At 40.0% G+C, this 15,156-nt stretch carries 18 protein-coding genes and 3 tRNA genes; 8 read left to right on the top strand and 13 right to left on the bottom strand.

The genetic code is table 11. The annotated features are described in order from the left end of the window. Positions 1 to 31: 31 nt before the first annotated feature. From mdcH to madL, 9 genes are read right to left on the bottom strand one after another with little or no spacing between them, the layout of a single operon-like run. Positions 32 to 958: a malonate decarboxylase subunit epsilon gene (gene mdcH / locus EXE09_RS05665; RefSeq protein WP_130116614.1), complete on the bottom strand. Its 927-nt coding sequence runs from the start codon at positions 956 to 958 to the stop codon at positions 32 to 34. Continuing rightward, positions 936 to 1,823 (bottom strand): triphosphoribosyl-dephospho-CoA synthase MdcB, encoded by an 888-nt coding sequence (gene mdcB / locus EXE09_RS05660; protein ID WP_130116613.1) that lies wholly within the window; start codon positions 1,821 to 1,823, stop codon positions 936 to 938. Before mdcB ends, mdcH begins: the two co-directional genes overlap by 23 nt. Then, a complete protein-coding gene (gene mdcG / locus EXE09_RS05655; RefSeq protein ID WP_130116612.1) occupies positions 1,789 to 2,466 on the bottom strand; it encodes a malonate decarboxylase holo-[acyl-carrier-protein] synthase in 678 nt (225 codons plus the stop codon). The genes mdcB and mdcG overlap by 35 nt, the downstream gene beginning before the upstream one ends. Before the next feature lie 12 nt (positions 2,467 to 2,478). Beyond that, positions 2,479 to 3,195, bottom strand: a complete 717-nt coding sequence (gene mdcE / locus EXE09_RS05650; RefSeq protein ID WP_130112682.1) for a biotin-independent malonate decarboxylase subunit gamma — start codon at positions 3,193 to 3,195, stop codon at positions 2,479 to 2,481. A 1-nt stretch (position 3,196) separates the two neighbouring features. After that, on the bottom strand, positions 3,197 to 4,099 hold the full coding sequence (locus EXE09_RS05645) for a biotin-independent malonate decarboxylase subunit beta (RefSeq protein WP_130116611.1): 903 nt from the start codon (positions 4,097 to 4,099) through the stop codon (positions 3,197 to 3,199). Next, positions 4,092 to 4,409 carry a malonate decarboxylase acyl carrier protein gene (gene mdcC / locus EXE09_RS05640; RefSeq protein ID WP_068975596.1) on the bottom strand — a complete coding sequence of 106 codons (318 nt, stop codon included), beginning with the start codon at positions 4,407 to 4,409 and terminating at the stop codon, positions 4,092 to 4,094. Before mdcC ends, EXE09_RS05645 begins: the two co-directional genes overlap by 8 nt. A 16-nt stretch (positions 4,410 to 4,425) precedes the next feature. Further along, positions 4,426 to 6,081: a malonate decarboxylase subunit alpha gene (gene mdcA, locus EXE09_RS05635; protein WP_130116610.1), complete on the bottom strand. Its 1,656-nt coding sequence runs from the start codon at positions 6,079 to 6,081 to the stop codon at positions 4,426 to 4,428. 15 nt (positions 6,082 to 6,096) lie between these two features. Beyond that, positions 6,097 to 6,858, bottom strand: coding sequence for a malonate transporter subunit MadM (madM, locus tag EXE09_RS05630; RefSeq protein WP_130116609.1), 762 nt, complete (start codon positions 6,856 to 6,858; stop codon positions 6,097 to 6,099). Positions 6,859 to 6,901: 43 nt separating this feature from the next. Then, positions 6,902 to 7,309: a malonate transporter subunit MadL gene (gene madL / locus EXE09_RS05625; protein WP_068975599.1), complete on the bottom strand. Its 408-nt coding sequence runs from the start codon at positions 7,307 to 7,309 to the stop codon at positions 6,902 to 6,904. Between the two features lie 133 nt (positions 7,310 to 7,442). On the opposite strand from madL, the gene EXE09_RS05620 reads away from it, so the two are divergent. Beyond that, the gene (locus EXE09_RS05620; RefSeq protein WP_130112685.1) at positions 7,443 to 8,111 is read left to right on the top strand and encodes a GntR family transcriptional regulator; all 669 of its coding nucleotides are present in this window, start codon (positions 7,443 to 7,445) and stop codon (positions 8,109 to 8,111) included. A gap of 320 nt (positions 8,112 to 8,431) precedes the next feature. On the opposite strand, the gene EXE09_RS05615 is transcribed toward EXE09_RS05620, so the two are convergent. From EXE09_RS05615 to EXE09_RS05605, 3 genes are all read right to left on the bottom strand, one after another. Continuing rightward, a tRNA-Gly gene (locus EXE09_RS05615) sits at positions 8,432 to 8,507 on the bottom strand. 45 nt (positions 8,508 to 8,552) lie between these two features. Next, positions 8,553 to 8,628 (bottom strand) — tRNA-Gly (locus EXE09_RS05610). Between the two features lie 47 nt (positions 8,629 to 8,675). Beyond that, a tRNA-Gly gene (locus EXE09_RS05605) sits at positions 8,676 to 8,748 on the bottom strand. 233 nt (positions 8,749 to 8,981) lie between these two features. Between EXE09_RS05605 and EXE09_RS05600 the strand changes: the two genes are divergently transcribed. The 4 genes from EXE09_RS05600 (at position 8,982) to EXE09_RS05585 (ending at position 11,048) form a co-directional block, all read left to right on the top strand. After that, positions 8,982 to 9,290 carry a BolA family protein gene (locus EXE09_RS05600; RefSeq protein ID WP_068975601.1) on the top strand — a complete coding sequence of 103 codons (309 nt, stop codon included), beginning with the start codon at positions 8,982 to 8,984 and terminating at the stop codon, positions 9,288 to 9,290. Between the two features lie 17 nt (positions 9,291 to 9,307). Continuing rightward, entirely contained in the window at positions 9,308 to 9,700 is a 393-nt protein-coding gene (locus tag EXE09_RS05595) for a SirB2 family protein (protein WP_130116608.1), read from the top strand. A gap of 84 nt (positions 9,701 to 9,784) precedes the next feature. Then, complete coding sequence (locus EXE09_RS05590; protein WP_130116607.1) at positions 9,785 to 10,621, top strand: ParA family protein; 837 nt, start codon at positions 9,785 to 9,787, stop codon at positions 10,619 to 10,621. 13 nt (positions 10,622 to 10,634) lie between these two features. Further along, positions 10,635 to 11,048 (top strand): hypothetical protein, encoded by a 414-nt coding sequence (locus EXE09_RS05585; RefSeq protein ID WP_086322704.1) that lies wholly within the window; start codon positions 10,635 to 10,637, stop codon positions 11,046 to 11,048. A 92-nt stretch (positions 11,049 to 11,140) separates the two neighbouring features. On the opposite strand, the gene EXE09_RS05580 is transcribed toward EXE09_RS05585, so the two are convergent. Further along, positions 11,141 to 11,803 carry a DedA family protein gene (locus tag EXE09_RS05580; RefSeq protein WP_068975603.1) on the bottom strand — a complete coding sequence of 221 codons (663 nt, stop codon included), beginning with the start codon at positions 11,801 to 11,803 and terminating at the stop codon, positions 11,141 to 11,143. A 198-nt stretch (positions 11,804 to 12,001) separates the two neighbouring features. Here EXE09_RS05580 and EXE09_RS05575 point away from each other — a divergent pair, with 198 nt between their 5' ends. The 3 genes from EXE09_RS05575 to guaA all read left to right on the top strand — a co-directional run bounded on the left by EXE09_RS05575 (position 12,002) and on the right by guaA (position 14,875). Then, positions 12,002 to 12,418, top strand: coding sequence for a DoxX family protein (locus tag EXE09_RS05575; RefSeq protein ID WP_068975675.1), 417 nt, complete (start codon positions 12,002 to 12,004; stop codon positions 12,416 to 12,418). A gap of 139 nt (positions 12,419 to 12,557) precedes the next feature. Further along, positions 12,558 to 13,196, top strand: a complete 639-nt coding sequence (locus tag EXE09_RS05570) for a hypothetical protein (protein ID WP_130116606.1) — start codon at positions 12,558 to 12,560, stop codon at positions 13,194 to 13,196. A gap of 110 nt (positions 13,197 to 13,306) precedes the next feature. Beyond that, on the top strand, positions 13,307 to 14,875 hold the full coding sequence (gene guaA / locus EXE09_RS05565) for a glutamine-hydrolyzing GMP synthase (RefSeq protein WP_068975605.1): 1,569 nt from the start codon (positions 13,307 to 13,309) through the stop codon (positions 14,873 to 14,875). The last annotated feature ends 281 nt before the right edge of the window (positions 14,876 to 15,156 follow it).

The raw sequence follows: 15,156 nt of genomic DNA, 5'->3' as shown, positions 1-15,156 counted from the left end.
TTCGGATTCCTTCCCTGAATTGCGCGCGAATTTAAATAAACCGTGAAATCCACTGTCTGACGCCATCAAAACTGCTGAAATCGTCAATACTCCGAACTTGTACTTCTGGCATTACGGTACCAATCATTTTACTCAAGGCATTGCTTGGACCAATTTCGAGAACGATGTCTGGCTGATATTCCTTAAGTGTTTCCAAGCAACGGTACCAATCTAGTGGGTGATCAATTTGCTGAGACAAAATAGGCAAAGCTTGAGTATAAGAAAAATATTTTTGTCCCTCACTGGCACTAATCACAGGAAGTTCCATGCGACCTATGGGCAATTGATGACAATAATTGGAGAACTGTTCAGCGGCATTTTTTAAAAATGAAGTATGAGAAGGTACAGAAACTTTCAGTCTATTGACCTGCTGTGCCCCTTGTTCACTGGCTGCTTGAATCAATTGATCTATGCGTTGGACAGGGCCTGCGACAATATAGTGTGTTTCATTTAATCGGATGGAAATTTCTGTCTTTGTTCTTTCCAACAGGGGTAATAATTGATTTCGGTTTAGCCCTTGTATGGCAGCCATGCCACAGCGGGTATTCATTTGTTGGCTCATCAGCTTAGCTCTGATAGAGATCAACTCAAAAGCCTGAGCAAATGGCAGAGATGAGCTACAACAGAACGCGCTAGCTTCACCCAATGAATAACCTGCAAGAAATTCAGGTTGTGGTAAATACTCACGAATTTGTTGCCATCTTAAATATTGCAATGCAAAAATAAGGGGTTGTGCAATCGTGTTTTCAAAAATAGCTTCCTGCTCAGTTTTTGTTTGCTCAAGTTGTGTAGACTCAAGCTGATTCGTGAGCGACTTTAGCTGTGTAGTTAAGCCGTATTGTGAAGCTTGATCTTGAATTTCATGAAGGTGCTGGACAGATTGCAGACCCTGTCCACTAAAAATCACGGCAAAGTTCATGTTCCACCTTATGAAAAAATAGGGTAATCCCGAGTAGGTCTGCACTGCCACCAGGACTCAGGCGATGCTCAGTAAAATAATAATTGATTTGTTTGAGTTTATTTTCCCAATCGGCTTGAAGAACGCCACCATCTTTGAGAAATTGTTGAGTCATTTCTTGAACAATAAACAAAGCACTCATGCCTCCCCGCCAAACAATATTGGTATCGGGCAATTGGCTGATGAGAGTCAGTAAGGTTTGAACAGATGCCTTGTTGTGACAACCTGTTGTTGCGAGAGTAGATTGAAAGCAGGGTAGAGCAAGCTGCTGAATAATTTGGAAGCCATGTGCCACCTGTTCAATCGCACCTGAAATGCCATATTTTTTACGCATTTGTTGGCCATGACTGTTAGGATTTCTGCTCAGATTTTGTAGCAGATCTTCTTGCCAGTTGAGCATAATCTGCTGGCAGATATTTTCAGCATTCAAAGGGAGATTTTGTCTGAAACACTGCCCTAGACCAGCACTTGCGAAGCCTAGATTAAAAATTGCACCTTTATGTGTGTTAATTTGATCGGTTGCTCGCATCATGCGTTGTTCACACTGGATGCCTGCTTGTTGTAAGGATTGAAAAGGTTGTTGATGAAAACCATATTCAAACAGCGTTGCATAATATCCCTGCATAGCATGGATGCTGGTCTCGAATAGGGCATAGTCCATATCATCATGACTACCTTGGCTCGATGGGCAGACTAGACCAGGTTTAAGCTCAAGACTCACTTCTTCATGTAGTGCCGATAGTGCAAGTTGGTCGATATGTGCCGCTAGGCTGTGAACAAGTTGCTGACGTTCAGGCAGGGCAAGTGCGATATTGCTGTAATTCATATAGGTTCCCTCCTAGTATTTCAGCAATGTTTTGCAAACGAATTTCGTATAATTCTTTAACAATCAAAGTATCTTGTTGGTGATTCAAGGCGAAAGTCAGTTCATTGAATGAAAAATTTTGCGCAGTAGGTAGTGCAATTTCTCCATCAATGGTGATAGAAATCTGTATTTTCAGTTGTTCGATTGCCTGAATAATTTGCGGAAGTTTATTCATCTCATTCACTTCAATTAGTAGATCTAGATCAGACTGAGCATGAACAAAATTTTCTTTATACAAATATTGGTTGGCATAAGAACCGTAAACCTGTACAGAACAGGACAGTTGTTCCATCTTTTGTATAAATGCCTGTAACAATGCCTGCGTTTGCGTGTCTAGGTTTTCAGCAATCACAGAAAGCAAAGGTGGTTTATGACTCTGTACTGGCACAGTATCCAGTGCCAAAGCAACACGATATTTTCGCCCATCTATGAAACAACTGACCGCCACTTTGAAATAGTCTACAGATTCCTGACGGCATACGGTAAATGGTATATTTTGCTCAATCATCTGGTGTATTTTCTGTTGTATAGACACAGCAAGAGATGTATCGAGAAACCTAAATGTCTCATTTGCTTGTAGATAAATCAGATGGTGGCGGTTCATATCACGACCTCTCTAAGCTGAAAGTACAGCCTGTACGATATCGTTGCACAAATGGCGACCTTGCCTTTGCTGGGCAAGAGTGCCTCGGTCATCATTTAGATATTGATCAATCTGAGTCTGTTGCTGCTGGATTGCATCGGGTACTAAATTTTCATCTAATGTATGCCAAATGGCAGAAATAGCGCCCATTTTGTAGAAGTTTTCTACACCTGGTGCAAAAATAGCAGAGCTTTGAGACAGTTCTTTCAAGCGTTCAACTGGAATTTTAGTTACGCGCGACATCGCATTTAAATCCATGACCTTGACCTGACTTTGTTCTAGGGCAAAGACTTGGTTGGACATCAGACCATAAGACAAGAAGCCTCCACTGACAGCTTCTCCCAAAATTATGGCAAGGTTAGGATGCTGTTTTCTGCGCAGTAAATCCACGCAACTTGCCAGATGAGCAAAGGTTCTGTTCAGACACAATAGTTCATCAGAGCGAGATAAAGCCTGCCCTTGTGTATCTACAATAAAAACCACAGGTGTCTGCGCATCTTCAGCAATAATATTAAGTACTTCAGATGCAATTTGCATCGCGATTTGTTGATTGATCGGTGCAGAATTTACAGTACCTACAATGCGAACTTTACCTACAGCAGTTTGCGCTGAACCACAGATAAAATGTCCCTGAATGTCATAGTTCAGATCATGTGGAAACAGCTGTTTCAGAATCATTTCAGTTTCCATATTAAACTCCTTGTTTAATCTGAGTCACTTCGGCTGCACTGAGCATTGGAATCTGTTCAGCATGTTCAATATTCATGCCTTTCCAAATTTCTAGACCATCTTTTTGACCGAACCAGCGTGTGTATTGTTCCTCAAGAGATTGTTGCTTTTGCAACAGTGTTTCGAGGCTCAGTGTGTCTGAATCCTTTTTTTGACTTGTTTCTGAGAGTGCATGGATAATGCCATCTCTGATGTCATTGGTATCATCTTCAGTTAGCTGTTGTACATGATTGAGTAGATAACGATGTTTGCCACCCGTCACTCGCCATACCAATGCACGGTCTTTGGAGTCAAACTCTTCTACACCTTTGACGGTTTCAATGACTTCAGGCCCAGAAAGTGCAAGACGACCCTCTTCAGACATGATGATATGACTGCTTAGACAAGCGCTGATACCCATGCCGCCAAATGCGCCACAAGTGCCACCAATGACGGTGATGATAGGAATGCCCGCATTTCTGACTTTGAGCATCGCCCGCATAATTTCAGAAATGGCAATCAACCCCGCATTGGCTTCGTGTAGGCGTACACCACCAGAATCAACAAGGAAGATAACCGCAGATGACTGGTCTTGAATGGCTTTTAGCAATAAGCCAACCACTTTAGCGCCGTGAATCTCACCCACAGCACCACCCATAAACTGACCTTCTTGGGCAATAATACGTACAGGTGAGCTTTGGATACGAGCTGTACCAATAATCACGCCATCATCAAAACTGCCAGGAATATCAAGTGCTTTTAAATTAGGGCTGAGTTCAACAGTTCCAGGTTTAAGGAACTCGGTGAAACTGCCTTGATCCACGATACTGTTGATTCGGTTGCGTGCTGTTTTTTCATAAAAACTTTTTTTAATCATCTTATGCATGTTCGCCATCCTTCAGCATTGCAACAGCCTGACTTAAACGTAAACTGACCACAGCAGGTGTTGCACCCATATCATTCAGCTGAAATTTCAGACCACCCACTGCATGTCGATTACAAAACTCTGTCAGAACTGCATGCCATACTGTTTGAAATCCAGTCGCAGACGTATTGACTGAAATTTCACAGGTCTGATGGTCTTGCAATGGGCTGACCAATACTTCCAAATTACCTGAACCAACTACACCACAAATCATATTGTGTTCAGCCTGCGCTGCGTGTGTGGAGGAAAGTTTAAAATTTAATAGTTCCATATTATTTGCTCCATCATCACCAATTTCTAAAACGACTTGGTGGGGAATACATACCTTCAGACCATTTCACTAAATCTTTAATAGACTGAGCTGCAAGTAGGTCACGTGTTGCTTTAGATGGGTCAATGCCAAGATCTTCAGGACGTTGAATGATTCCTCTTTCACGGAGTTCTTCCACTTTTTGATGATCACGCTTCATCCCTACAGGGGTGTAACCTGCTACACCTCGAATGGCTTGTTCACGTTCTTCTGCTGTACGACAAAGCAGTAAATTGGCAATGCCTTCTTCAGTTACAATGTGTGTGACATCTTCGCCGTAAATCATAATCGGTGGAAAATCGCTACCCATTTTATCTTGGAGTTGCCATGCATCTAGATCTTCAACAAAGACAGGGTGCATATGTTCACGATAAGTTTCTACCAGCTGTACGACAAGTTTTCGACCTTTAATCGCTTTACCATCTACAGCCTCTTTACCTGCTTTGCTATAGGCATAACTAGAATGACGACGTCCATGTGGATCAGACCCCATATTGGGTGCGCCACCAAAACCAGCTATACGATCAACGGTGGCCGTTGAGCTATTACCTTGCAAATCAATTTGTAGCGTAGAGCCAATAAATAAGTCACAGGCGTATAATCCAGCAGCTTGAGAAAAAGCTCGGTTGGAACGCATACTTCCATCTGCACCGGTAAAGAAAACATCTGAACGGTTACGGATATATTCCTCCATGCCGACTTCAGAGCCAAAACTGTGAATGGATTCTACAAAACCACTTTCGATAGCAGGAATCAGGGTTGGATGTGGATTCAGTGCCCAATTTGTACAAATTTTTCCTTTTAAATCTAAATCATCAGCAAAAGTTGGCAATAATAGCTCAATGGCTGCTGTATCAAAGCCGATACCGTGATTCAGACGCTGAATTTGATAGGGTGCATAGATACCTTTAATGACCATCATTGCCATTAAAATTTGCACTTCGGTAATTTGTGCAGGGTCACGGGTAAATAATGGTTCAATATAGTTTTGTTTAGGACTAACAATAAAGAAGTCAACCCAGTCGGAAGGAATATCTACGCGAGGTACGTGATCAACTAGTTCATTGACCTGCGCAATAACAATGCCACTCTTAAATGCGGTTGCTTCCACAATGGCTGGGGTATCTTCGGTGTTGGCACCTGTATATAGATTGCCTTGAGCATCTGCCGAATGTGCGGTAATCAGGCAGACATTCGGTGTTAGATCAATAAAGTAACGACCATATAATTCCAGATAGGTATGGATCGAACCAATCGAAATTTTCTGTTGCTGTACCAGTTGAGCTAAGCGCAGACTTTGTGGTCCTGCAAAAGAAAAATCAACTTTAGAAGCAATCCCTTTTTCAAATACATCGAGATGACTAGGTAGTGCCAATACAGATTGCAAAATATGTAGATTATTCAATATTTCAGGGTTGCACTGACTTAGAGTTTTGGATAAGAAATCAGCTTGTTTCTGGTTGTTGCCTTCTTGACAAACCTTGTCACCACAGGAGATAACCGTTTCAAGCAATTCAGCTGCACGTGAATGAGCAACTTGCTTTTCAAATCCCTTTTGGCTTGCTTGTTCAAGTTTCTGTAAACGTTTGGATTTTTGACTGTTCCATATCCGCTTGTTGATCATATTATTCATTTCATCACCTGATGTTTAACCAAAAATTGCATTGACTGTCAGGAAAAATATAGACGGGCCGAGTAAGCAACCTAAGCCTGTATAGAATGTCGCAACTAATGCGCCATAAGGGACAAGGCGAACATCTGTACCTGCAAGACCAGCAGCTGTACCACTGGTTGTACCAGCCATACCACCAAAAATCATGGCTGAACGAGGGCTTTTTAGGTACATGAATTTAGCGAGGAGGGGAGTACCTACCATGAAGAAAACGGATTTGATTAGTCCAATCGCAATAGAGAGCGCAATGACTTCTGAACTTGCTCCAATTGCTGTGCCTGTAATTGGGCCAACAATATAAGTCATGGCACCAGCACCAATTGTAGTCATCGAAATTGGATCTTTGTAACCCATCATCCATGCAACGCCAGCACCCGCAACAAACGGGATGATACAACCCAATGCAAGAGCGATCATGCCTACCTTGCCTGCTTTTTTTACTTCTTTTACATCGACTTCAAATGCTGTGGAAGCAATAGCTAAGTCACGTAACATCGCGCCACCTAACAGGGCGAATCCTGAAAAAATGGCAATATCTGAAACACCTTTAGAACCTTCTGTATATACACCTGCAAAATAGGCAATCACCAGACCGAGGGTAATGGCTATCGCAGAGCTTTGAAGTTTCCCACCAGTCAAATATTTTGACAGCAGATGGGAAATAAACATCATTAGCCCTGTTACTGCGAGTGCTGTGACCAGTGCATTTTTGGTCAGAACCTGAATTAGTATGTCCATACAATAACTCCCTGAATTCCTTTATATGTGAGGAGTGCGAGGCTTAAGCTTCAGCCGGTTGATTTGTTTGTTCAGAAGGCCACTCATAACTGTGATAGTCATTGCTTAGTTTATTTAGCCAGCGAATCACCAATACTGTTGCAACTAGAGAAATAACGGCAACGACCACGCCAACCATGCCACCAGACATTGCTGCGACAACATTTTGTCCAGCGGACATTGCAACTACGATTGGGATATACATGCCTGACCAATACAACACACCAAATTGAGTGACCTGAGGCAGATACCCTTTTTTTGCCAACAGTTCCTTACTGGCGATCAATAGAATCATGGCGATAGCAACCCCACCAACATTGGCTTTTACACCGAGTAAGATTCCAAGCGTATTTCCTAGATAGTCACCTAGCAGATGACAGATTGCGAGTAATGCTGTTCCGTAAATAATCATCTTGATCCTCCATGGACTGAGATTTAGTAGTAATAAACATCCTTATATTTTGTTATAGTTATATCTGGAATGTATTCAAATAACAATACGTTTGTACTCAAAAAGCAAAATATTGTATACAAAATGGTGTGAAATGAATTTAATCAAAGACTTACCTTTATCCATGCAAGTGAGTAAAAAAATAGAGGATGATATTATCTTTGGACACTTTTTACCGGGAACTAAACTCGATGAAGCTGAGCTATGTGAACGCTATGGAGCATCAAGAACTCCTATTCGTGAGGCTTTAAAGCTGTTAGCTGCTGAGGGGCTTGTGGAAATTCGACCACGACGGGGCGCTATCGTACCTGCAGTGAACCCGATGACATTGTGTGAAATGTTTGAAGTGATGGCTGAGTTAGAAGGGATGTGTGGACGACTTGCAGCTAGACGGATACAAGAAAATGAAAAAAGTAAGCTTTTGGAGTTACACAAACGTTGTGCCGAATATCTAGAGTCGGGTGATTCTGAAAACTATTATGAAATGAATCGGCAGTTCCATTTCCAAATCTATGCTGCAAGTCATAATAGCTTTTTGATTGAGCAGGCGGGAAGTTTGCATAAAAGGCTACATCCATATCGTCGCTTACAGCTTCGAGTCAGCAACCGTATGAGCAATTCTTTTACTGAACATGAAGGTATTGTCGAAGCAATTATCAATGGTAATGAAGTTGAGGCTGAACGTCTATTGCGTGAACATGTTGTGATACAAGGGCAAAAATTTACTGATTTAATTGCGACGATTAATACTTATGGAAAATGAGTTGAGTGTGTCGAGTGATTGCAAAAGTAACGCGACACATTGCTTTTCGATAATTTAGGTGAATGATGGCAAAGGCATTTAAATTTTGGCAAGCTTGCGCAAGATCGATGATGCTAAATTATATTCAATTTGACTGATTGGCTGAAATTCGTGGTTATTTAGCATAGTTTATTGTGATTAGGCATATTTTGGTCACTAAAAATACAGCACATTAAAATTTGATCATGAATTTTTGTGAAGGTTTTTTTAACTTATCAGAGAAATATCTATTAAATCAACAATAAAAAAGCCCCAATCTTTCGATCAGGGCTTTTTGAATTTGGAGCGGGAAAGGAGACTCGAACTCCCGACCCCAACCTTGGCAAGGTTATGCTCTACCAACTGAGCTATTCCCGCGGAGTCTGTCCAATTTTTTAAATAAAAAACTGAATGAAAAAATTTTGGAGCGGGAAAGGAGACTCGAACTCCCGACCCCAACCTTGGCAAGGTTATGCTCTACCAACTGAGCTATTCCCGCGGAGTCTATCCAATTTTTTAAATAAAAAACCGAATGAAAAAATTTTGAGCGGGAAAGGAGACTCGAACTCCCGACCCCAACCTTGGCAAGGTTATGCTCTACCAACTGAGCTATTCCCGCATGCGGTGTATAATACATCAACAAATAACAGGGTCAAGATTTTTTTGCTCAGGAGAATGTTAATTGCATAAAATAAAGTCATTTTTATGAAAATAATCCAAGAAAGTTCTCATAAAATACAGAATTGTCTTTTTAACAAAGGATATTCTGCATAATTTGGAGCTTTCAATAAGCCATTTAAGGATAATCGGCTATACTAATAAAAACCATTGATGTATCTCAAAGGAAGTAGCATGACCTTAGAACAGCAACTTATTGATAGCCTAAATCAACTTGAACCTACTCATTTAGAAGTAATCAACGAATCTTCAGGTCATGGTGGCTATTTCCCTGGCAAAGAATCACACTTTAAAGTGATTATTGTCAGTGAAGCTTTTACTGGCTTACGTTTAGTTCAGCGTCATCAAAAAGTTTATGCGGTCGCTAAAGAACTACTTTCCCCAGGAAAAATTCATGCCTTGGCAATCCATGCATATTTACCAAGCGAATGGCAAGGTCAAGCCCCTGCAAGTCCTGAATGTGCACATGCACCTAAAGCCTAAGCATTTGGGGTGATCAAATGGATATACACTTACTGATTAAAATTATTCATATGACCAGTGTTGCTGTGCTCATACTGGTTTTTGTTTTACGTGCAAGCACTTTATTTATAGGTACTCAAAATCAGCAGCCAAACCCAAAAGGTCGGGTGGCTTTTGTTGCATTACAACATTTATCGCTTACTTTGATTGTATTGACTGGTATTACCTTATTAGTCATGAATGAATTTAAAGTTCAGCCATGGTTCTATGCGAAAATCGTTTTATTTATCGTGTTCTTATCATCGCAAATTAAAGCTTACAAAAAAGATGACAGCATACTATTGGCACAACGCCATGCAGGTCTCTTGATCGGGGCAGTTGCGTTAATTTCAACTTTGGCTTTGGTGATGATCAAACCAGTTTTTAGTTGATTGTTAGACATAGATTTCACACTTGTTAAGAGTCTAGGTTAAACTATATACAAGTTAAAAATAATGATATTTCGGGAAGTTGCTATGTTGACGCGTGTGGTGTTTAACCAAAAAGGCGGTGTAGGGAAATCAAGTATTACTGTGAACCTTGCTGCGATTAGTGCGCACCAAGGTTTTAGAACATTAGTGATCGATTTGGATCCGCAAGCCAACTCAAGTCAGTATCTTTTAGGTGATGACGCTACATATTCAGCAGAAAAAACAGCACTAGAACCGAACATTGAAAATTTCTTTAGCGATGTTTTAGGAAGCAATCAGCAAAAGGGTTTGATTGGCAATGCTATTGGTTCATTGTTAAAAGGTAAAAATAAAGGTTTTGACCAATATATTCACCGTTCGCCATTCAAAGACCTCGATGTATTGCCTGCAAGTCCAAGTTTGGGTGAGTTGGAGCATGCTTTAGAGTCAAAGCATAAGATTTATAAATTACGTGATGCAATTCAGTCTTTAAGCAGTCAATATGATCGTATTTATATTGATACACCACCTGCATTTAACTTCTTTACCTTGTCTGCGCTTATTTCGGCAGATCGCGTACTGATTCCTTTCGATTGTGATGTATTTTCAAAGCGTGCCTTACAAACCTTGATTCAAAATGTTATTGAAACCCAAGATGATCATAATGATCGTCTTGAAATTGAAGGGATTGTGGTCAATCAATACCAAGCTCAGGCAAAATTACCACGTGAAGTGGTACAGCAGTTAAAAGATGAAGGTTTGCCTGTACTTGAAAATATGCTTCCTCCATCAGTATTGATGAAAGAATCTCATCATAAAAACCTACCGTTAATCCATTTGGCTACAGATCATAAATTGACTCAAGCCTATCAATCATTGTTCAATGAGATTGATAAAAAATAATTTCGAGATTGTGATGAGTTCATTAAAAATGAATGCTGTAAAATTAGCGACAGCAACGATTGCAACATTAGTATTGTCGGCATGTGCGACGACGGTAAAACCGACCTATGTTTCACCTACGCAATATCAGGCAATGAACTGTGCGCAAATTTCAGCTGAATTTAACCGTATTCAGCAATATATCAACAATGGCGTCACACCTGCGAAACGTACAGGTGTTGGTGTTGGCTTAGGTCTTGGCGGTGGTTGGGGCAGTGGCGGTTTTGGTTGGGGAATTGGTCCGAGTATTTCTGTCAATATGGGACAATCTTCAAATACCAAAAATACCGAGCTGTCTCGTCTATATGGCGAGCAAGATGCACTTTCGCAAGCTGCACAATTTAAAAACTGTCCTTATGTACCAAAGCGTCAGGAAGTGAAAAAGTAATTATTTCATCTTTTGAACTGAATATCAGACGCAATTAAAAAACCGATTCTTTTTGAGAATCGGTTTTTTATATTCAATTTGATCTAGTGATCTTATTTGCTCTCAGTTTTACCTTCAATGGCTTTGTTTTTATCAAAAAACTTATGACGAATATAGCCGATTACACCAGGTAAAACGCTCAAAATAATAATACCAAAAATAAGGTGGGTGAAATTGTCTTTGACTACAGGTAGATTGCCAAATAAATAACCGAGTGTAATAAAAGAACCAACCCAGCAAATTGCACCAACAGCATTATAAGTGAGGAAATACTTATAATTCATGCTACCAGCACCTGCAACAAAGGGAGCAAAAGTACGTGCAAAAGGAATAAAACGTGCAAAAATAATAGTTTTGCCACCGTGTTTTTCAAAGAATTGTGAAGTTTTAATCAGATGTTGTTTATTAATAAATCGGGATTCAATTTCAAAGACGCGAGGACCGATATATTTACCAATATGATAATTTAGTGTGTCACCTAAAACCGCTGCGATAAACAGTATGATCACTAAGACTACAGGATCCATCGCACCTGTAGATGCAGCTAAAGCACCTGCGGCAAAAAGTAAGCTATCCCCAGGTAGGAATGGCATCACTACCAAACCCGTTTCTACAAAAATAATCAGGAATAAAATTCCGTAAACCCAAACACCATAATTGGTTATAAATTCAAATAAATGTTGGTCAACGTGCAAAATAAAATCAATAAGATTCATAAGGCAAAAACTATGCGAACTCGTAGGCAAATCCTAACAGTGTCGATATTGAAAGTCAGTATTAAAACGTAACTTTATTACATTAAGATGATTGTTCTTAAAATGAAACAATAGGTCTTTTTTTTAGTATTTATGTTGAAATTGGCGATGATTAATATGGCTATATCTTCAGAACGAAATACAAATTTAGGAAAGATCATGTTAAACCCAAATGTCGTTGTTAAAAATATCGTTAATCAACCAAACACAGAAGCAACAATTGCACTCATTGCTCGCATCCTCTTGGCTTACATTTTCCTTGTAGCAGGCTGGGGCAAATTAACGGCTTATAGTGCAACCGTCGGTTATATGGAGTCGATGGGTGTTCCTGGTGCAATGCTCCCTTTAACGATTCTTGTTGAGTTTGGTGGTGGTTTAGCATTGTTATTTGGCTTCCAAGCACGCTTCGCAGCACTTGGTTTAGGTGTATTTAGCTTAATTACAGCATTCTTATTCCATGGTGGTGCAGAAGATGGCATTAACTTTATGAAAAACTTTGCGATGGCAGGTGGTTTATTTTTCTTGATGCTACAGGGCGCAGGTAAATTCAGTCTTGATCATATCATTGAAAAATAATGAATTGAGATTTCAATTATTAAAAGTAGCCAGATGATGATCTGGCTTTTTTGATTAAAAAAAAGCAAAAGATTGTCAGTGCGATCATTGGTTATTTTTATTAATATAGTGGTGTAGTTGATCTAATTAAATTTTATAAATGAAAAAGCAAATACTTGATAGAATAAAAGCACTTGGCGGCAATATTGATAATGTACAAGGTCATTCATTTGTGGATGATCTTCTTTCTATACAATTCAACACAGTATTATATGAACGTCCGCAAGACACACCATGGGCAGAGTCTGATGATCAGGAACCGATCTATGGTTTGGGTGAATATTTTGACCAGCACCAAGCTTTATTTGATCGTGATCCTGAGCAGTTTTTTCAGCAATTGATTCGAGATTATTATCAATTCAGTGAAGAACCTAGAGGGCAAACCTTTTGGCAGCCTTTTTTATTTACACCATATAAACAAGGTACAGATGATTTTGAAGAATGGAATTATGACTTTTTACAGGATGATATTGATTTAAAAGAAGTCATTCAATTCACACAAAATTCAAAGCCTGATTTTCTACAACTTGTTTATCGTTATAGTTTTCCTGATCAATATTATATTTGTCTGTCCGATCCAAATCTGGATAATCCAACTTTGTTTGGTACAGACCACACTGTTTTTTTTAGGGAAGTTAGCAATCAAGGAAGTTTAGAGCAATTTTTAAATCGTTGTATGACACCAGATGAATTGATTGAGATCATCAAAAAGCGCTTAGAAAGTGAAAATAATGGTTAATTTTCAAATGGATTATTCATTCTTCATCTAGGTGACTGAATAAAGTGCGTCCTGTTCAGAAAAATGTTAGAATGTGGCGCTTATATTCGTTGCCTACATAGTTGTATACCATGACGACCAATACCCAAATTACTGAAGATCGTATCCTCATCTTGGATTTCGGTTCTCAATATAGCCAGTTGATTGCACGTCGTGTACGTGAAGCTGGTGTTTATTCAGAAATGTACGCATTTGATATGTCTGAAGAAGACATTCGTGCATTTAACCCAAACGGGATCATCCTTTCAGGTGGTCCAGAAAGTGTTTATGAAGCGGGTAGTCCACGTGCCCCTGAAGTTGTATTCAACTTAGGTGTGCCTGTACTCGGTATTTGCTATGGTCTACAAACCATGTCGCAACAACTTGGTGGTAAAGTTGAGCCAGGTGATGTGCATGAATTTGGTTATGCAGAAGTAGATATTCAAGTTCGTGATAAATTAATCGGTGATCTTGAAGATACAGCAAACCAATTAAAAGTGTGGATGAGCCACGGTGACAAAGTGACTGCGATTCCTGAAGGTTTCCAAGTGACTGCAAGCACGCCAAGTTGCCCATTTGCAATGGTGTCCGATGAAGCTCGTCGTTTCTATGGTATTCAATTCCATCCAGAAGTGACGCACACTGCAAAAGGTGCGGAAATTCTGTCGAACTTCGTTCATGGCATCTGTGGTTGTCGTAACCTTTGGAATTCTGAAAACATCATCGATTTACGTGTTGAACAATTACGTGAGCAAATTGGCGATCAAAAAGTTCTTTTAGGTCTTTCAGGTGGTGTGGATTCATCTGTTGTTGCTGCACTTTTACATAAAGCGATTGGCGATCAATTGACCTGTGTATTTGTAGACAACGGTTTACTTCGTTTGAACGAAGGCGAGCAAGTGATGGACATGTTTGCGAAAAACATGGGTATTCGCGTAATTCGTGCTGATGCTGAAGATCGTTTCTTATCTGCGCTTGCAGGTGAGGTTGATCCTGAGAAAAAACGTAAAATCATTGGTCGTGAGTTCATCGAAGTTTTTGCTGAAGAAGCACGTAAGCTTGATGGCGTAAACTTCCTTGCGCAAGGTACGATTTATCCTGACGTGATCGAATCTGCTGCGACTAAAAATGGTAAAGCGCATGTGATTAAATCACACCACAATGTGGGTGGTTTACCGGAAGATTTAGCATTTGAATTGGTTGAGCCAATCCGTGATTTGTTTAAAGACGAAGTTCGTCGTTTAGGTACAACTTTAGGTTTGCCATTTGAGATGCTGTACCGTCACCCATTCCCAGGTCCAGGTTTAGGTGTTCGTATTCTGGGCGAAGTGAAAAAAGAGTATGCAGATATTCTCCGTCTTGCTGATGACATCTTTATGCAAGAGCTTCGTGCAAGCGGTTGGTATGATAAAACTGCGCAAGCATTTGCTGTATTCCAACCAGTAAAATCAGTTGGTGTTGTTGGTGATGGTCGTCGTTATGCATGGGTAATTGCACTTCGTGCGGTTGAAACTGTTGACTTTATGACAGCGCGTTTTGCACATCTTCCTTATGATCTTGTTGATAAAATCTCGACTCGTATCATGAATGAAATCGCTGATGTTTCTCGTGTTGTTTATGATGTATCATCTAAACCACCAGCTACGATTGAATGGGAGTAAAACTGGGCTTTCATGAAGCGAAGCTTCTTGCCTAAATTACGCCAAGAGCTATGCTCGCGGCAGTGCAGGATTTTAAATGCGATGAATTACTTTGAATTTTGTACAAGATGCTCGCAGTAGCTAAGAGAATTATTTATAAAAAGAGCGCTTAGGCGCTCTTTTTTATGTAAAGAGGGTCAGTTTGGATTTGATATACTTTCCAGTAAAGCATTATATTGAGCAGGGTCTTCTTGTTGCACTTTGCTTATAATGGCTTTTGCTGATTTTTGCATTTCAGGTTG

Source organism: Acinetobacter sp. WCHAc060025, assembly GCF_004209355.1.
Taxonomy (GTDB): Bacteria; Pseudomonadota; Gammaproteobacteria; order Pseudomonadales; family Moraxellaceae; genus Acinetobacter; species Acinetobacter wuhouensis.
Note: the sequence above shows the minus strand (reverse complement) of the source record. Positions and strands in the feature narration are given on the sequence as shown.